Consider the following 18,323-nt stretch of genomic DNA (forward strand, 5'->3'; position numbering starts at 1 on the left):
GAAATTAAGACAGAAATTTATGAACAAGATAATACTAACTTTTATAATTACAATTTTAGGTTTATTTTCAATACCAGAATTACAAGCTCAATCTTTCTTTTTTGTAATTGGGCCTGATGGTTCGGTTAATAAAACACCGATTGTGGATACTATTCAGCCGGGTGAATCAATTGCTGTGACTGTTCTTTCCAGCGGTCCCTGGAGGGTTGAAACCCCTGTATTTGGAGCAACAATTAGTCCAATGTCCGGTCCCGGTAACGGTCTTCCTCAGACAGTAACAATAACAGTGGATGCTTCCGCCCAGCCTGGCGATGTTATTAATTTGACATTTATAAATGGGCAGGTATATCCTACTAATCTGGTGGTAGGAAGTCCACCTCACAATCCAGATAAATTTACCTGCCCCACACAGGAAATAGACGTAGTGCAGGGAAAAGTTTATGATGTAGCCTATACAGATTTGGTTAAATTGGAAGTAAATAATCCGAAAGGAATATTTTTAAGTCAGGGGGAAGTATTAGGAGAGCTTACAAACTTACCTGGAAGAGCTTATATTGTATATGGGGGAAACTCACAGACATATATGCAAGGTAATCATCCTCTTACAGTTCGTGTACGAGTGCAGGCGACTGTCCCCGTAGGAACTTATGATATTAATTTAAATATTCGTGAAGATATTTTGTCTGAATGTAAAGTTAAAATTAATGTAAAATCAGCAGGAAGCCTGACATTAAATTGTGGTAATGCAACAATTAATCCATCAGAATTTACTCAGGGAAGTAATGTAAATGCGAGTGTTACCATTCCTTATACAGCTACAAATCCCCCGGTCGTTTTTCCCGGAGCAACTGTGGAAAGTTCTGGTGTATCAGGCTTAACCTTGACAATTCCTCCAACAGCAATAACAAATACATCCGGAACTCTTTCTGGAAATATCACAGGAACGCCGACAACTTCAGGAGTGGCTACTTTTAACATTCCGGGGTATTGTACAGTATCAGTTACCGTAAAAGCTTCCGTTCCACAAGAACTTTCAATAACTTGTCCTCCTGCTATTTCAGTTGATCCAAATAAGCCATTTAATGAAGAAATAAATATAACATATACTTTAAATTATGGCACTTTAACAGTACCTGATCTTTTAGGAACACTTAATGGATATAGTGTAAAAGCCGATCCGGTTGGTCAGGTTATGACTGCTCCAGGAGGAACTATTAAAGCCATAGTATCGGGTACAGCACCAGCTGGAGGACAAATAAAAATTCCAATTATTATTGGAAATAAGACATGTGAAGTAATAGTTGATGTTAAAAGACTGGAACCTCCGGCAGGGTTTGGATATTGGATTTTATACAGTACCGTCAACAGAGGTTTCTTTCCGGTAAAACAAATTCCGGCAACTCAAAGATTTTATACTCCTAAAAGATATGCTACCTATGACGATGCAGCCAATGATCCTGATGTGCTTTTAATTCAAACAAATATTCGCTTGATTGTTACACCGGATGTGAATATAGGACAGGTGCATGTAAGAAAAAAAGATGGTAGTTCTCTCACAAATTCAGGTTTATCAGTATTAACTACAGGAGGGAGAACCGGAGGAACCAGTTCTTTATATTTTGTGCCTTCTCCTTATGGTTCTCAAAGCATTAAAACATCAACAACAAGGGAGGGGAATACAATGTTTAAGACCAACGGGGGAAATTATCAATCCATTTGCAGCGATACCTATTCTCCGGGTGAATTATATTTTGGAACCGTACACGTTCTTACGCCACAGTCATGTTCCGGATTGGTTTGGCCAAGTCGGTGGAAATAAAACTCGTTAAGCTTTTTTTTCATTATACTTTTTAGAAGGGGACTGCATTCATTGCAGTCCTTTTTGTTTAAAGTTCAGCTCAAAGCAACTATTTCAAGAAAGATTATTATCTTTTTTTTCTCTTTTTTTTGTTAAAATACAATACGATACAAAAAATGGTAAGTGTAATAATACCAGTAATAATGATAGCTATTCGAATTAAATCATTTCTATGCTTTGTAAGCATGTGGCTTAAATCGTTTCCTTCTTCAATAAATTGGGTATGATCCAGATTTTGGTGAATGTCCATTAAAGTTCTGTATCTTCGTTCAAATAATTCCGAAGAGTATCCGTAGACCCTTGCTTCATCATATACCCTTAAAGCAGAAGTAGCATCATTCAGCAGAAAGTATATATTACCTAAGTTAAACATTAATTCAGCAACTATGGCGTCCTTAGGTTTTATAAAATTAATCCTTTCATCCAGTTGATAAAAAATTTCTTTGGCTAGCTTATTAAGTTTTTCTTCATTTAATCCGGAAGAGGGGATATTTTCATTTCCAAAGTCTTGTCCAATTAATGAAAGTGCAGTTAGGTTGGTTTCTCCTTTTATTTTTGCTTTTAAAATAGCCACATGAATCCATTCGGAACTCTCATGCGAAGTGGAATCTATTTTCAAAGCTTTCTCTATCCATTGTAATGCATTTTCATTATCACCAAGTAATTCATAGGTTGTTCCCATATTAGCTGCAGTCGCATATAGTCCAGGTTCAATTTTTTCGGCTTCGGTAAATACTTCCAAAGCTTCGTCCAAGTGGTTTAGATAAACCAGATAAACTCCATAATTTATATAATCATTTATATTATGTTCAGAGTTCCAACGAGTATCATATTCCTCAAGTTTTTTCAAATATTCAGAATGTTGATTGTTTGAATAGATACGTTTGGGTACAGGATGTTGTTCCTGAGATACAAATGTTTTTCCTTCCTTGTTTACATGTATTTCATTTAAACAGGCTGATAAATAAAGACTAAAAAAAATACTGAAAAAGATCAAAAAATTTCTCATAATACAAAAGTAAATATTTTAGCTTAAAAGTAATGATTTCAATCAGATAAAAAACATTTTTTATTAGGATAAATATGCAACATTTTAAATAGTTGCCTTTTACTTTATATTTGGTAAGTTATTGAAATTTAGTAAGATGTTTTTTATATTATGTAAAAGTATTCGTAATTTTTTTTCAAAAGAATCTATTTATTATATCTAAGTACGTAACTGTTTAATGAATTATTAATTAATTCAATAAAACTATTGGTTTAATAATTATATTCTGTGTCTTTTACCGGTTCTAACCAAATTACCTTAGCAGTATATGAATTAGGACCTATGGCTATATGGGTCATTGATTTTTTTGAAGTAGCTCCATGCCAGTGTTCCATATTAGGAGGGCATTTTATTGTTTCTCCTTTTTTTATTATTTGAATTTGTTTTCCCTTTTCCTGATATAAACCTTCTCCATCTGTTACTAAAAGTATTTGTCCCCCCTGATGATAGTGCCAGTGAGTTCTAGCTCCTGGTTCAAATGTTACAGAACCAATACTTGTTTGATATATGCTATCAGCCGGAACTAAATAATTAAGCCAGACCTTACCGGTAAAATGTTCGTTTGTTACTTTTTGTCCCTTCGGGAAAATAGTGGTTTGTTCAGGAGTATTTATTGAACATTCATATTTTGAATCGTTGCAGGATACTAATGTGATCGTTAGTGTGAAAGTAAATAGAAATAAATAACGTATGAAAATCAATTTTATCATCTTTTAATATATTAAAGATTAGTACTAAAAAAATAAGATAATTTACTTACAATTTGTGAAACATATTCAGGCTTCCAATAGGTTTGAATATGAGTAGCCCCATCAATGACATATAGCTCTTTATTAACAGATTCGGTAGCTTTAGTATACGCTTCATCAGTCATGTATTTAGTGTCAGCTTTACTTCCGGCTATCATTAATAAAGGTTGATTAATCAATTCCATCTGATCAGTAGCATCCCATGTTATCAAATCCATTAGACTGCTTGTAGTATACAAAAAAGTAGAATTGGGGTGTGCATGAGTTCTGTAATAATACAGATAACCCTCACGGTATAAATCAGTCTCAGTTTTATTAATTTCTTCATCAGTTATATTTGCTACACCTGAGTATATAATTTTTCCGTTGATAACTTCTTGCTGTCGTGCATCAGAAGCTTGTTTTAAACGTTCTTGTATTGTATTTAACTGACTGTTCTGAAATCCGTTTCGTCTGACTTTTCCAGAGTTAAACATGCTTAAGGTTGCAATAGCTTTCAGGCGTTTGTCCGATTGAGCTGCTTTAAGAGTATATCCTCCTCCTCCGCAAATACCTAATGCTCCTATACGCTTAGCATCTACACCAGCAAAACGGGAAATATAATCTGCCATACCATAAATATCTTCAACCCGGTAAGCTGGTTTATCCGTGTGTCTGGGTTCGCCCCCGCTGGCTCCCTGATAAGCTGCATCAGCAACTATCGTTATATAGCCCTTTTCCGCCAATTGCTGAGCATACAGACCCGCGGTTTGTTCTTTGACTCCTCCGTTAGGGTGGGCTATAATTAGGGCAGGATATATTTTTGAAGAATCATAGTTTGCAGGAGTATATACATTAGCAGCAATCTCAATTCCATTTAATTTGTAAGTAACCGGATGAATATGTACTTTTCCTTTTTCATTCTTGGTTATGGCTCCTTTATAAACTAAAGTGTAAGGATTGTTTTGTTGAGAAATTTGCTGTGAGTGTTGTGCTTTCATAGTGTTTGAACAACTTAATATTGATGCAATTGCAAGTATTGGGGTTAATTTTTTCATTTTTTTAAGAATTAAATTATTTATCACTTTTTAAAATTTCGTTTAAGATTTTCTTTGCCGATTTTGATTTCTTTTTTCCGGCTGTTGATTTTATTATAGATATAAATTGCTGCAATTGGTTGGGAGATAAGCCTACATTAAGGCAAATCTTCAAATGTGATTGAAGCATAGGTTCCGCTCTACCTATTGTACTAATTACAGAGATAGTTATTAATTCTCTTTCAGTATAAGTAAGAATATCACGTTCAAAAATATCTGAAAATAAATGTTCTTTTAAAAAAGAATCTATGATGGGTGCAAATGCTGAATATCCGGTAAGATGCATAGGTTGGGAAGTCTGAGTCAATTCTTCTAATATTTTTTTTCCCCGCTCATACTTACTGTCTTTTTTTTCAATAATTGATGCTTCATTTCCTAACAAATCATCATATCCCATTGTCTTTCTTTCATCAAGTACCGTCATAAAAGTCTGTAATCCTCGGATACTTCTTGGAAACCCACAGTAAGCATATAGATGTACTAAAATTTCTTTTATTTCATTAACGGTTAGCCCTGAATCTAAACCGATACCTAAAGCTATTTTAAGTTTGTTTAAATCTCCTTTTGCTGTTAATGATGAAATAATAATAATATTTTGTTCTTTTAGACTTAACACACTATCTAAAGTCGTTTTTTTTAAATGATGATTTATTTCTTGTTTAGATTTGCTATAATTACTATTTTCCGATATTTGAGCAAATGAAAATTGTATATTCATACCGAATAAAAGCAATCCAAGGGATATTACTTTCATGTATTTAATTTTTATTAATAAATTATTTATTTAGACCTTTATCAATCAACCACTTAGATAATAAATTTGCAGTTTCCCGATTATTTAAGTCAGACATTATAAAGTGAGTATTACCTTTGATGCCTGTTTCTGGTAAATGAACAATAGTTACATCTCCACCATGAGCATTAACTGTTTGAGCCCATTTACGTGCAGTTGAAAGAACATTTCGCCAGAAATTTTGTGACGCGACTTTTGTTTCTTCTTTAGGAATGTTATCGCCATAATAAACAATGATAGGAATTTTAGTTAGCTTCATAAACTCATCTATTGGAACACCTGCTCCTCCACGATTGCCTTCGGGAACTTCTCCTTCCGGAAACGTAAACCCACCAGGTTCATAAGCAACTATTGCTTTTACATGCTTGTTCTTTATGGCTGTTTTCCAACCCGGAGATCCACCTGCAGAATGTGTGACCAAGATGCCGTCTCCTGTCTTATCAAATACTGCTGACATAGCATCAACAATTTTTGTTTCATTTACATTTCCAGTATTAGGAGTCATCATTCGGAAAAATTGCTCCAAAGACTTCGAATCTTTAGGGAATTGTACTCCATCATAAAAATTGGGATATAATCCAATACGGAATTGAGTAAACCAGGTTTGGTCATCAGGAATTGCTGAAATTTCTAAAGGTTCTGTAGTTTGTCCGGCATCTCCACGTCCGGGCTGATCGACGAGATAAATTCCATAACCTTTACGCAAAAACAGATTAGCAAAACCTTCGCGTCCGTCAGCCGTAGTTTGCCAGGTTCGCTTAGATTGTCCGTATCCATGTAAAAATACCATAGGATAATGGTTTGAATTTACAGGTATTTGGTAAAACACATCTGCATGGTCTCCATGTCGGGTTTGTCCTCCCTGAATTTCGTTCCAGGGTTTCAGTGGATCAAACACTCCTTTACTTGTAATGATGTTACCACCTGCGGAAAATGTTCCTTGTTCCTTAATCATCAGATTTTCACCGGTAAATTGTTTAGATAGAGAGCAGGAATAAATTAAGAATAGAAATATGCCGGCTGATAAAATTTTTATCCCTATAAGTTTTACATATTTTTGCTGGTTGAAAACATGTTTTCCTGATTGAGAAAATGATGTTTTAGTTATTTGGTTTATTTTTAAATTAATCATATTTATTTTTTTCTGCATCTAGTCATTTTGATATTGTAAAATTCGGATTTATAATAATGACATAGGGTATACTATTTACGGTTTTAACTACCAATATTACTGATGAAGAATTACTTGTAGTTTTAGCTGAAAAGAATGTTTAAATTTGTGTTCATCCAATAGTATAAATAATGTCACAGATTCTAAATTTTAATACGGTAAATGAATATAATAAATTTAATAATCATGAATCGTCAAACCCTTGGGTAAGTATCATTGATTTTTCAAAAGCCCGGATGAGAAAAGGTCATAAAATGAATTTCGGGATTTTTTGTGTCTTTTTGAAAGAAGTTAAATGTGGGGATTTAAAATATGGAAGAGCTACTTATGATTACCAGGAAGGAACCTTGGTATTTGTTTCACCTGGTCAGGTATTAGATGTGGAAAATAAGGTGGATTTATATCAGCCAATGGGACACGGATTGGTGTTTCATCCGGATTTGATTCAGGGTACTATACTTTCAAGAAGAATTAAAGATTATGGTTTTTTCAGCTATCTTACTCATGAAGCTTTACATTTATCTGCGCAGGAACGTTCACTTGTGTTGGATTGTTTTGCAAATATTTCCAGAGAATTGCTACATGGATCTGATAAGCACAGTAAAAGATTAATAGCTTCACATATAGAATTGTTTCTTAATTATTGTGAACGTTTCTATGATAGACAGTTTATAACGCGTGAAAATGTTAATAAAGGAATATTAGAGAAATTCGAAGAATTATTAAATAATTATTATGCAACTGAGCTGCCGTTTGAAAAAGGGTTTCCATCAGTTGCTTACTGTGCGGATCAATTGCATTTATCATCAAATTATTTTGGAGATCTTATAAAAAAAGAAACGGGTAAATCTGCACAGGAATATATTCAGAATAAAATTATAGAGGTAGCTAAAGACAAAGTTTTCGATAAAAATAAAACAATAAATGAAATTGCTTATGAGCTGGGGTTTAAATATCCCCAACATTTCAGCAGACTTTTTAAAAGTCGTGTAGGCTATACACCCAGCGAATATAGAAAATCAAATCAATAATATTTTTGTTGATTTACTTTTTATAAGTAATTAATATTATAGGTATTTTTGAACATTCAATGATTGATTAAAAACAAATAGGTATAATGAAATATATTTTCAGGCAGGCTAATAGTGAAGATTCAGCGCAGATATGGTCAATTTTAGAAAAGGCTATCCAACGGAGAAAAGAGGAAGGAAGTGAGCAATGGCAGGATGGATATCCTAACCCATCGGTTATCAAAAGTGATATAGAAGATCAACACGGTTATGTTTTAGCGGATAATGATACGGTGATTGCTTACTGTGCTTTGCTAGTTAACGATGAACCTGCTTATGCTGATATAAAAGGCAAATGGTTGACTAACGGTGATTTTGTTGTATACCATCGGGTAGCTGTTTCAGAAGATTATTTAGGTAAAGGATTAGCTGTGCAACTATTACAATGCATTGAGGATTTTGCACGGGAAAAGAATATTTATAGTGTTAAAGCTGATACTAATTTTGATAATGCCGGAATGTTACGCATATTTGAAAAGCTAGGATATGTGTATTGTGGAGAAGTTTATTTTAGAGGAGGTTCAAGAAAAGCTTTTGAGAAAAAGCTTGTTAGTGAAGATTAAACTCAAATTCATTTAAATTTGGTAAAATATCCTTAATTTACAAGGAAATAAACTGTAAACAAAGTACAATTGATTGGTTTGTAATTTAGAATTATACATATATTTCAAAAAATTTCAGCTTCTGATCCACTACGCTATAAAGTTGATGAAAAAGAGTTAGGTTAAATTGATTAAAAAAACAGTAAGAAATAATTTTTTATATTCAATATGCAGACGCTTTATTAAGAAATGATATCCTCGAATAGAAAACCATTTATCTAAAGAACTAAAAAGCACATGCAGTAAGGCACTAGCGAGTTTTCTAGTATAACAACAACCGGTATACATACCATTTCAACTCCACTCAAATGATGTTGCAGCTTTAAAAGGATCTTATAAATAGTACTCTCATAGAAACATTTTACCTTTAACAAAAAATATTCTTCAGAATATACATTATTTTTCAAATTAATTTTGATCAAGGTATATTTGAAAAATCTGTTTTTTAAGTTGTTACTATTTTGATTGTTTAATTTGTTTATCAAGAATATAAACTAATAACCTATAGTAGTTTTCATTTTTTACATATAGAAATTTCAATTGTTATTGTGTTATTAACTTACAAATCCCTATACATTGGTTTTATATATTTGAGGTAATTATCTTTATAATTACTTTTTAGAAAAATCCCTATAGCTTCAACCCTTTTGAATTAGATAAAAAAACTTAAAATAAAGAAACAGTAGTTAGCAAGTGTTTTCAAAAAAATAAAAGAAAAAGAATTAAAAATACAGGTTATAAAATGAACTTATGATTAGAGGAATTATAGAGGAAAGATGGTAATATAAAAAACAGATAAATCTAAATATACTTAATAATACTAAAAATAGAAACCAAAAATGGTAAATACCTGATGCAGATAAAAAACATACGATTTAGGATATTTTATTACTTCAATATTCTGACAAGGAAATATTTTAGAGGAAGTTATAATTATGCACAACTTAAATTAATGTATTTTTGGAAACTAATCTAATCAAACTATGAAGCGTTCAATAACTTTAATTTTATTAACCTTTACTTTAATTTTCACTTCTTGCTCTTCTCTAAGAATTAGCAGACAAAACAAAAGGTTAGAAAATCAAGTAATTGATAAATTATCAGATGATAAAATAGCATATCAACAATTTATCACTCTAAGTAAGATTATTTGCCATGATAAATTTTTAGAAAATTCGTCATTATTTCTGGACAGCTATTTTGAAATGTATAATAGCTGCACTTCGTTTAAAAATAAAGATTTTACTAAAGACTATAGGTATGTTAAATGTCCGGTCTTTACAAGATTATTAGATGATGATGGTAAAGAGTTGAGAAAATATATCTACAAATATATTAATGATAAATATGGTACAAATTCGACTGAAGCAGTCTGTAACAATTTATTTCTTAATAACCTGTCATCAAAAGAATCATATATAAAATTTATTTATAATAAAAAAAATTATTTATATAGATTAAACTATAAATATATGAATGAAGAAATAGATAACTACCTTATGTATGATTATATATTAATTATGGTAGATTAAAAATTAATTTACAGTTGCTCCATCTTAACTGTTCAAAACTTAAATGCTATATAAGCACTCTATAAATACCTATTCATATAATAAGTTATAAGATATAAAAATACCCAAAATAATCCACCTTTGATTAAACCTAAAGAAGTTGAAACAGAGGAAATTATTCCTGTCAAAATTAGTGCGAAAGTATCTTTAAATTGGAACACAATTACTAATACTATTGAAAGAGACTCTACTTATAATACAATTAAAGCTGATAAAGAAAAATTGAAATACCTTTTAAACAACATTATAAATGAAGAAAAATTAAATATAAAGGTTTGCTCAAAAAAAGAATTTTTAAGAAAAGGATACATTGCATTTATATACCTTATGAGATTAAATTACATTCAGCCTGTCCAATGTTTAAAACTACAGTTTTATACTTTCGAATCGGATTGCCAATACTTTTTGGGATTACTAGATTATATTGAGAATAACAGAGAAGATGTATCCAGGCGGGTTAATTTGTGCTCAAATATTTAATTAATTGATTATCATAAAATTAAAATATATGATATGAGTAACTCATCAATCTTTTGTTTTACTATGTTAAGATTTTTCTATACCATATTAATCTAACTATCAACTTATAGAGATGAGTAATTTGATAAACTTACTTATAAAACACTGTTCCTTTCCGTCTTTTAATTTGTGATTTTTCAGTTCCACTGGTATATGAAAAAACATAATTTGTTACAAATAAAATATTACTATGTCTGCTCTCTTCTTTTTCCAGCCAAAAGATACTGAGTACTCTAATTCTATCCTGCTTATCGGATATTTTAAATCTTCAATTAATACTTTTAAGTATAGTTGTCTTTTAAACAAATTTCCTATTTGTTTGTCTAATTTTTTATTCAGTGGAGCTGGAGGGATTCGAACCCTCGTCCAAACAAGCAATACATAAGCTTTCTACATGCTTATCAGCTCTTTAATTTTCGACTGTAAACCGAGGAACTGCACCCTATTTACAGCTTATCATCATGAGTTTCAAACTAAATACGATGTTTATCCAGTTCTATCTCTACATTCCCGTGCCTCTAAACCAAACGCCGCAGAGAAGGGCTTTTGAGAGACATTTAGCTTTTCTACCTAGTAGAAAAAATGCTTCAACCTACTGTGATTCGGTTATATTAAGCAGCTAAAGCGTATTCTTCGTTGCCAGTTATAAGTTTGTAACACAAGTTTTACGAGATTATATTACGTGACTCGACATGCTTACTTACCCATTGGTCTTGCTGTCAAAACCGGTCAGCCCCAAAAATGTTTTTAATAGTAAACAAACTTTAATCAAACTATGTTACTCATAAAGCTGTTAAAATTAAAAAACAAAGATACTCATTTTTAAATATATTTCAAAATGAGCAATATTATTGTGCAAATATTTAAAATCTTGCTTATTGTGTAAGCAGATAAATTAGTGTAAATTTAAGGTTTTAAATAACGAAGATGGGGTTAAAACAAAACAAAGGGGGTAAAAGAAAGGCTATGTATGTTTTAATTATATTTATTACGATAACGATCGTTATGGTTTTTGTTATAGATAAGATTGTTTCTTTGAAAACCAAAGATTATATATTTGATGATGTGGATAAAATACCGGCAAATAGAGTAGGTGTAGTGCTGGGAACTTCTAAAAAGTTAAAAAATGGGAATAATAATTATTATTTCATATATAGGATACAGGCTGCAAAAAAATTGTATGATGCGGGTAAGGTTAGTTTTTTTATAGTCAGTGGAGATAATAGCAGTAAAGAGTATAATGAGCCTCAGGATATGAAAGACGATCTTGTTCTTGCAGGAATACCGCAAGATAGCATATATCTTGATTATGCAGGATTTAGAACTTTAGATTCGGTTATTAGGACAAAAGATATTTTTGGTCAAAATACATTTACCCTTATCTCACAAAAATTTCATAACGAAAGAGCTGTTTTTTTAGCTCAACAGTATGAGTTGAATGCTATTGGGTATAATGCAAAAGATGTAAATGCTTATTATGGATTTAAAACTATGGCTCGGGAAAAACTGGCAAGAGTAAAACTATTGTTGGATCTTTTAGTTAATAAAAAGCCCAAATATGGGGGAGAGAAAATAGAATTACCGTAATTATTTTCCGTTAAATTCATTCATACTATTTGAAATGCCCGAAAATATAAAGGATTTAATAGCTTCAGCACTTAAAATAATTCTTTCGTTAAGTATTTTTTTTTCATCATCATTCCATTTGCCTAAGACATAATCAATTTGTTGGCCTTTTTCAAAATTGCTTCCAATACCAAACCGTAAGCGTGGATATTGTTGAGTCTGTAATGAATTTTCAATGCTCTTCAATCCGTTATGTCCGGCATTACTTCCTCTGCTCTTTATTCGAATAGAGCCAAAAGGAAGACTAAGATCATCGCAAAGTATTAAGCAATTTTCAGGCTGTATATTTTCTTTTTTGATCCAATATTTAACCGCATTACCACTTAAATTCATATAAGTATCCGGTTTGAGGATGAATGTTTTCCTTCCTTTATATGAAGTTTCGCAAAGTTGTCCGAAATTAGATGATTTGAAAGTACCTTTTAGGTTTTCTGCCAGCTTATCTGCTACCAGAAAACCAATATTGTGTCGGGTATCTTCATATTCAATTCCCATGTTGCCTAACCCTACAATAAGATATTTATTCATAAATTTAATTTACCTGCAAACTTAAAAATTTACATCTAATAAATCAGGAAAGTTTTTTATAATATCTTTTAATCCTTAGCAATTCAAAAGGTAGTTTCAGTGAGTAGGAAAGTTTAACTTTTGAATCTCCAACATCACGCCATGATTCAAGAGGGATTTCTTTAGCACTGTTTTCAACGTTTTCTTTACCGACAATTTTGATGAATTTAAAGAAAATTTCTATATCAAAGCTCCAGTTTGAAATAAAAGGATCTTTAAAAATTTGTCTTGCTATATCGTTAGAAAAAGCCTTAGCTCCACATTGAGTATCATAAACAGGTAAATCCAGCATAGTACTGGAAAGAGTTGCAAAAATACGACCGATTAGATGTCTGTGTAATTTTCTATTTATCTGAGAACCGATTCTTCGTATTCTTGATCCGAAAACCATTACAACAGAATCGTTCATATAAGAGCAAATGCGTTTGTATTCTTCAATAGAAGTAGCCAAGTCAGCATCCAGGTAACCGATAATATCAAAGGGTTTCCAGTTGAGTGAATCATTTATTCCACGGAATATAGCCGCTGATTTACCTGCATTGGGCTGTTGATCTACAACTAATACATTTTCTGGAAATTTTTCCTTTAGCATATTTAAAATGTTAAGAGTACCATCGGTACTTCCGTCATTTACAAAACAAAAATAAAGACTTTTATCAGTCTCAAGGCTTTTTTCAAATTCACCGACTGGAAGTCTGTTTTCTTCATTATAACAAGGAACAACTACACAATTAATTTTCATTATCTTTAAATTATTTATTTACAAATTATTGCTTTTTTATGAAAAAACTCAGCCATATGTATATTATAAAAATACTTAGGATTTTGACTTAAATCAATTTCAAAAATGAGTTTGGGTTTAGATTGAATAGGAGGAACGTATATTGTATCTTTTTTTGACTCAGTTATCATATTGAATCTATGGTTCATTTCCTTTTTGTATTGAAATGCTTTACCACTTAACAGGTCATCATAGGCCCAATATATATTGTTAGGTATGAACAGTATATCTTTATCTCGAATAATAAAAGAATAGCTGAAAATTATAAAGAGTAATGCCATACTTAATACATTTCTGGAGATATTTGTTTTGAATATTAAACGAGAAGTGACAATTTTATAGGAAAAAATTGTATTAAAGACTAAAATAATAAGGAACATTACATTTACTGAACGTAAAGGCGGATAAATACCCAAACTCCATAAACTGGGGAAAGAGCCGCAAAATAGCAGGATTATAAACAATCCGATATATAATAAAATCGGATACTTTAAAAATCTTAAATTTATATTTTTCAATTGTTTACGAAAGGCATAAAATATTATTATATTAATAAATAAGGGAACAATTCCATATTTGACTATTACTACCAAAGTTTTTCTTACAGAAGCTAAAAATATTTCGGCAGGCGTTAAAGGATTAACAACTAAAGCAGATCGAACACTATTTCCCGGTGATAATAAAACAAATAATGTTAAAATACCAGCCCATATTAAAAGCGAAAGGTAATAATAAGAAACTTTTCTCTTACTAATATAATTAAAAATAAATACTGTAAATAAAGATATATCTAAAAAGACCATCGAGATTTCATTACATCCTATAATGAAAAATATCAATACAAATAGAATAATTTTCATGATTCTATTTGAGGTATAATTATAATTAATTAGCATACCTAGGAAAGTTAAGAATAAAACATTGGCTAAATGATATGTGGATGATCCTGGTAGCCAATACAGTCCCTGATATACGTTAGGTAAAAACATAAAATATGAAAGACAGAAAAAAGCTGTAAACAAAATTGTCAATTTGATGTTCTTCGTTACTTGATAAAATAGATATGCAGCTGCAGATATAAATGATAAAATCATAATTAGTGCAATAATATTATATCCGAAAAAATAACCCCAATGAATAGGATTGGTTATAAGAATAGCTGTAGCTGTATATCTGCTACTCCAATGTAAATATATTTGAATTTGAGTTTCAATAAATGATTTTGTAGTTAAATTGAGTGCGTATGAATAATCATCTAAAGCTGGCTCTGTATAAAAGCATAGAATTAATATAGGAATAATTGAAAATAAAAATAATAGGATAATAATTTTACTGAAAGCATGTTTTGTAAAGAAATTACTCATAGAATTATATTAATAATCTTTAAGACAACAAAGGTAAACCTTTTAATTGAAATTGTTTGTTAATTATTCAGTTACGAAAATCTTGATTTGTAAGAAAAAATTTAAAATACATTCCATAGACTGTATTTTATCTTTTCTCAAATATAGCAATAACCCTTCAGAAGTTTGTTTTTGTTTTAATAAAGCACCCGAAGGATTTTTTTGAATAAATTCAAGTACTTTTTTAAATGTTTCAGACTCGTAATATTTAGATTGAGAGTTGGAAGGAAAGTATGCTAACAGTACCTTATTTTTGATAACCAGTTTTTCAAAACCAAGATATTTAGATAGCCATTTTAAATGTACACTTTTTAATAATTCAACGGTTTGAATAGGTAAAACTCCAAAACGATCTTTTAGTTCATTTTCAAAAGAATGAAGATCATTTTCATTAGATATATCAGATAATTTCTGATATAAAGAAAATCTTTCTTCAACATTGTTTACATATTGGTCAGGAATTAATAATTCGAAATCAGTATCTATTTGAACATCTGAAACAAACTCTTTACTTTCATTTTCTTTTTCAAACAAATCAGAAAATTCATTCTCTTTTAGCTCCTCAATAGCTTCGTTAAGTATTTGTTGATACGCTTCAAATCCAATCTCAGCAAAGAAGCCGCTTTGTTCGGCACCTAGTAGATCACCTGCGCCTCTGATTTCTAGGTCTTTCATAGCAATGTTGAATCCTGAGCCTAGATCTGAAAATTGTTCAACAGCCTGTAATCGTTTGCGGGCTTCAGAGGTTAAAATATCCAAAGGCGGAGTAATTAAATAACAAAAGGCTTTGCGGTTAGATCTGCCCACACGGCCTCTCATTTGATGTAGATCTGCCAAACCGAATCTTTGGGCGTCATTAATAAAAATAGTATTTGCATTAGGTACATCAAGCCCTGATTCGATAATGGTTGTTGATAGTAATACATCATATTCACCCTCCATATAATCAACCATTATTTTTTCAAGTTTTTTTCCATCCATCTGTCCATGTCCTATAGCTATTCGTGCCATAGGTACAAGTCGTTTGATCATACCCGCTAAAACATCCAGATTTTCAATCCTGTTATTTATGAAAAAAACTTGTCCACCTCTATCTAATTCATAGATCACAGCATCTCTGATTTGTTCTTCATTAAATCCTATTAGCTGAGTTTGTACAGGCTGACGATTTGGGGGAGGAGTTTTGATAACTGATAAATCTCTGGCTGCCATTAGAGAAAATTGCAAAGTTCTGGGTATAGGAGTGGCCGTTAAGGTTAAGGTGTCAACCGTTGTTTTTAATGTTTTTAATTTATCTTTTACAGAAACACCAAACTTATGTTCTTCATCAACAATTAAAAGTCCAAGATCTTTAAATTTTACATCTTTTCCAATCAATTGCTGAGTTCCGATAATTATGTCTATCTTTCCTTCAGAAAGAGATTCAGTTATTTCTTTTTTTTGTTTTCCGGTTTTAAATCTGTTAAGATATTCTACACGTACAGGAAAATTCTGTAATCTTTTTGAGAAAGTTTTATAATGCTGAAGGGCTAAAATTGTAGTAGGAACCATAATAGCTGTTTGCTTACCATCAGTTGCAGCTTTAAAAGCAGCCCGTATGGCAATTTCTGTTTTACCAAATCCTACATCTCCACATACCAGACGATCCATAGCCGTAGCTTTCTCCATGTCATATTTGACTTCTTGTGTAGCCTTTTCCTGATCAGGAGTATCTTCGTACATAAAAGAAGCCTCCAGTTCATTTTGTAAATATCCGTCGGGAGAATAAGCAAATCCTTGTTTAGTTCTTCTTTCAGCATAAAGTTTAATTAAGTCGAAAGCAACTTCTTTAACTTTTTTCTTTGCTTTATTTTTCAGGTTTTTCCATGCCGCAGATCCTAACTGGTTAAGAGTAACTTCAGCACCTTCTTTGCCTGAAAATCTGGATATTTTATGTAATGAATGTATGTTTACGTACAATATATCATTATTTCTATAAATAAGCTTGATAGTTTCTTGTACTTTATCATCATTCTTTATTTTGACTAATCCCATAAATTTTCCTACTCCATGATCAATATGGGTAACATAATCGCCTACTTTTAAATCTGTAAGTTCTTTAAGAGTAATGGTTTCGGATTTGGAAAATGAATTGCGTAAATTATATCTGTGATATTTTTCAAAAATCTGATGATCGGTATAAATTAGAAACTTCGCGTCATAATCAATAAATCCATTACTTATATTAGCGAGTATACCATTAAAAGGAACTTCTTTTTCTGTTTCCGCAAAAATATCTTTAAGTCTTTGTTCTTGCTTATCAGATTGAAAAATAACGTAATTTGAAAATTTGAGTTTTTCTTTGTCTGTCAGATCCTGGCCTAATAAATCAAACTGTTTATGGAAGCTGGGTTGTTCCGACTGATTCAGTAAAACAGTTTCATACTTAGTAAAATAAGGTAAGGATGAAAATTCTATAAAGGAATAAGATTGAATTTTATTAAGTAAATCATTACTTTTTATATACAGATCCTTTGGCTCGCTTCTCTTTACTGTTTGTTTAAGATCTTGGTAAACTTCTTCAGCTTTATTATATTTTTTATCAATGTTAGCTAGAGAAATGGTTAAATCTTTGCATATGAAAAGAGTATCTTCTGGTAGATAATTTAAAAAACTAACTCTGTTCGAAATGCCAGAAGGGCGATCAATATTAGGTACTATAACAAATTGATTTATCTTTTCCTCAGAAAGTTGTGTCTCTATATTAAATTTCCGTATGGTTTCAACCTCATTTCCAAAAAATCCGATTCGGTAAGGTTGTTCATCGGAATAAGAAAAAACATCTAAAATTCCACCACGTAATGAAAATTCACCAGGTTGTGTAACAAAATCAGTGCGCTCAAATTGAAAACTAAATAAAACCTCATTCAGAAATTCAGAATCTAGCTGATCCCCGGTTTTTATTTTTAAACTAAGATTATCAAGCTCAGTTTTATCAATAACTTTTTCCGAAAGAGCCTCTGCGTAGGAAATAATAAATTTTGGAGTTGTTTTTTGTGATAATCGATTAATTACTTCCGTACGTAATACTATATTAGCATTTTGAATTTCTTCTATCTGATATGGATGCAGATGAGATGTAGGGTAAAACAAAACTTTATCTTTTCCGAAAATTGTTTCAATTTCATTAAGAGCATAAGCAGCCTCTTCTTTATCAGCAAAAAATAAAAATACTGGAATCTTTAGATCGCTAAATAAATAAGCGCTGAATAAATTAGGGTATGAGCCTACAGCTCCCTTTACAGAAAGTGCTACAGTTTTTTTTTCTTTTATATAAGTACGTATCCCTGTATCCAAAATGCTGTTTTTCAGATGAGGGAAAATAGATTTAACGATAAAATTTGTTTCCAAAACTTGACAAAGGTACTAAATTTGTAAAAAAAATAAACGTATTCAATTTTTTTTGTAAAACATATATTTTAACTAAATATTATTTTTTACAGAGTAAAT

The 18,323-nt window shown here is 31.1% G+C and carries 16 protein-coding genes and 1 other RNA gene; 6 read left to right on the forward strand and 11 right to left on the reverse strand.

Annotated features, from left to right (window positions below):
* The first annotated feature begins 19 nt into the window (after window positions 1-19).
* A complete protein-coding gene (locus tag EQ921_RS03590; RefSeq protein WP_128330587.1) occupies window positions 20-1,819 on the forward strand; it encodes a BACON domain-containing protein in 1,800 nt (599 codons plus the stop codon).
* A 106-nt stretch (window positions 1,820-1,925) separates the two neighbouring features.
* Here EQ921_RS03590 and EQ921_RS03595 read toward each other — a convergent pair whose 3' ends face one another.
* The 5 genes from EQ921_RS03595 to EQ921_RS03615 form a co-directional block, all read right to left on the reverse strand.
* Window positions 1,926-2,867, reverse strand: a complete 942-nt coding sequence (locus EQ921_RS03595; protein WP_128330588.1) for a tetratricopeptide repeat protein — start codon at window positions 2,865-2,867, stop codon at window positions 1,926-1,928.
* A gap of 251 nt (window positions 2,868-3,118) precedes the next feature.
* Entirely contained in the window at window positions 3,119-3,616 is a 498-nt protein-coding gene (locus EQ921_RS03600) for a cupin domain-containing protein (protein WP_128330589.1), read from the reverse strand.
* 11 nt (window positions 3,617-3,627) lie between these two features.
* Entirely contained in the window at window positions 3,628-4,692 is a 1,065-nt protein-coding gene (locus EQ921_RS03605; protein WP_128330590.1) for an alpha/beta hydrolase, read from the reverse strand.
* 16 nt (window positions 4,693-4,708) lie between these two features.
* On the reverse strand, window positions 4,709-5,485 hold the full coding sequence (locus EQ921_RS03610) for a carboxymuconolactone decarboxylase family protein (protein WP_255424417.1): 777 nt from the start codon (window positions 5,483-5,485) through the stop codon (window positions 4,709-4,711).
* A 22-nt stretch (window positions 5,486-5,507) separates the two neighbouring features.
* Window positions 5,508-6,674, reverse strand: coding sequence for an alpha/beta fold hydrolase (locus tag EQ921_RS03615; protein ID WP_255424418.1), 1,167 nt, complete (start codon window positions 6,672-6,674; stop codon window positions 5,508-5,510).
* Window positions 6,675-6,826: 152 nt separating this feature from the next.
* On the opposite strand from EQ921_RS03615, the gene EQ921_RS03620 reads away from it, so the two are divergent.
* From EQ921_RS03620 to EQ921_RS03635, 4 genes are all read left to right on the forward strand, one after another.
* On the forward strand, window positions 6,827-7,726 hold the full coding sequence (locus EQ921_RS03620; RefSeq protein ID WP_128330591.1) for an AraC family transcriptional regulator: 900 nt from the start codon (window positions 6,827-6,829) through the stop codon (window positions 7,724-7,726).
* A gap of 86 nt (window positions 7,727-7,812) precedes the next feature.
* Window positions 7,813-8,328: a GNAT family N-acetyltransferase gene (locus EQ921_RS03625; RefSeq protein ID WP_128330592.1), complete on the forward strand. Its 516-nt coding sequence runs from the start codon at window positions 7,813-7,815 to the stop codon at window positions 8,326-8,328.
* 1,022 nt (window positions 8,329-9,350) lie between these two features.
* Entirely contained in the window at window positions 9,351-9,899 is a 549-nt protein-coding gene (locus EQ921_RS03630; protein ID WP_128330593.1) for a hypothetical protein, read from the forward strand.
* 120 nt (window positions 9,900-10,019) lie between these two features.
* A complete protein-coding gene (locus EQ921_RS03635; protein ID WP_128330594.1) occupies window positions 10,020-10,418 on the forward strand; it encodes a hypothetical protein in 399 nt (132 codons plus the stop codon).
* 210 nt (window positions 10,419-10,628) lie between these two features.
* On the opposite strand, the gene EQ921_RS15005 is transcribed toward EQ921_RS03635, so the two are convergent.
* Window positions 10,629-10,835 carry a type I restriction enzyme HsdR N-terminal domain-containing protein gene (locus EQ921_RS15005; protein WP_221410462.1) on the reverse strand — a complete coding sequence of 69 codons (207 nt, stop codon included), beginning with the start codon at window positions 10,833-10,835 and terminating at the stop codon, window positions 10,629-10,631.
* Window positions 10,794-11,194, reverse strand: a transfer-messenger RNA (tmRNA) gene (gene ssrA, locus EQ921_RS03645). The genes EQ921_RS15005 and ssrA overlap by 42 nt, the downstream gene beginning before the upstream one ends.
* Window positions 11,195-11,384: 190 nt before the next feature.
* On the opposite strand from ssrA, the gene EQ921_RS03650 reads away from it, so the two are divergent.
* Window positions 11,385-12,044 (forward strand): vancomycin high temperature exclusion protein, encoded by a 660-nt coding sequence (locus EQ921_RS03650; protein WP_185144504.1) that lies wholly within the window; start codon window positions 11,385-11,387, stop codon window positions 12,042-12,044.
* Here the strand turns inward: EQ921_RS03650 and pth are convergent, their stop codons facing one another.
* From pth to mfd, 4 genes are all read right to left on the reverse strand, one after another.
* Window positions 12,045-12,611 carry an aminoacyl-tRNA hydrolase gene (pth, locus tag EQ921_RS03655; protein WP_128330595.1) on the reverse strand — a complete coding sequence of 189 codons (567 nt, stop codon included), beginning with the start codon at window positions 12,609-12,611 and terminating at the stop codon, window positions 12,045-12,047.
* Between the two features lie 43 nt (window positions 12,612-12,654).
* Window positions 12,655-13,392, reverse strand: coding sequence for a glycosyltransferase (locus tag EQ921_RS03660; RefSeq protein WP_128151312.1), 738 nt, complete (start codon window positions 13,390-13,392; stop codon window positions 12,655-12,657).
* Between the two features lie 14 nt (window positions 13,393-13,406).
* Window positions 13,407-14,795, reverse strand: coding sequence for a DUF6056 family protein (locus EQ921_RS03665; RefSeq protein ID WP_128330596.1), 1,389 nt, complete (start codon window positions 14,793-14,795; stop codon window positions 13,407-13,409).
* 63 nt (window positions 14,796-14,858) lie between these two features.
* Window positions 14,859-18,224: a transcription-repair coupling factor gene (mfd, locus tag EQ921_RS03670; protein ID WP_370449485.1), complete on the reverse strand. Its 3,366-nt coding sequence runs from the start codon at window positions 18,222-18,224 to the stop codon at window positions 14,859-14,861.
* Window positions 18,225-18,323: the final 99 nt, after the last annotated feature.

This window comes from Apibacter sp. HY039, from assembly GCF_004023655.1.
GTDB lineage: Bacteria > Bacteroidota > Bacteroidia > Flavobacteriales > Weeksellaceae > Apibacter > Apibacter raozihei.

Bases quoted from the DNA above. Each gene is read 5' to 3' on its own strand.
- EQ921_RS03665 (WP_128330596.1), bottom strand. From the start codon at position 14,795: ATGAGTAATTTCTTTACAAAACATGCTTTCAGTAAAATTATTATCCTA.
- EQ921_RS03625 (WP_128330592.1), top strand. From the start codon at position 7,813: ATGAAATATATTTTCAGGCAGGCTAATAGTGAAGATTCAGCGCAGATA.
- EQ921_RS03660 (WP_128151312.1), bottom strand. From the start codon at position 13,392: ATGAAAATTAATTGTGTAGTTGTTCCTTGTTATAATGAAGAAAACAGA.
- EQ921_RS03590 (WP_128330587.1), top strand. From the start codon at position 20: ATGAACAAGATAATACTAACTTTTATAATTACAATTTTAGGTTTATTT.
- EQ921_RS03615 (WP_255424418.1), bottom strand. From the start codon at position 6,674: ATGCAGAAAAAAATAAATATGATTAATTTAAAAATAAACCAAATAACT.
- EQ921_RS03620 (WP_128330591.1), top strand. From the start codon at position 6,827: ATGTCACAGATTCTAAATTTTAATACGGTAAATGAATATAATAAATTT.
- EQ921_RS03595 (WP_128330588.1), bottom strand. From the start codon at position 2,867: ATGAGAAATTTTTTGATCTTTTTCAGTATTTTTTTTAGTCTTTATTTA.
- EQ921_RS03605 (WP_128330590.1), bottom strand. From the start codon at position 4,692: ATGAAAAAATTAACCCCAATACTTGCAATTGCATCAATATTAAGTTGT.
- EQ921_RS03610 (WP_255424417.1), bottom strand. From the start codon at position 5,485: ATGAAAGTAATATCCCTTGGATTGCTTTTATTCGGTATGAATATACAA.
- pth (WP_128330595.1), bottom strand. From the start codon at position 12,611: ATGAATAAATATCTTATTGTAGGGTTAGGCAACATGGGAATTGAATAT.
- EQ921_RS03630 (WP_128330593.1), top strand. From the start codon at position 9,351: ATGAAGCGTTCAATAACTTTAATTTTATTAACCTTTACTTTAATTTTC.
- EQ921_RS03650 (WP_185144504.1), top strand. From the start codon at position 11,385: ATGGGGTTAAAACAAAACAAAGGGGGTAAAAGAAAGGCTATGTATGTT.
- EQ921_RS03600 (WP_128330589.1), bottom strand. From the start codon at position 3,616: ATGATAAAATTGATTTTCATACGTTATTTATTTCTATTTACTTTCACA.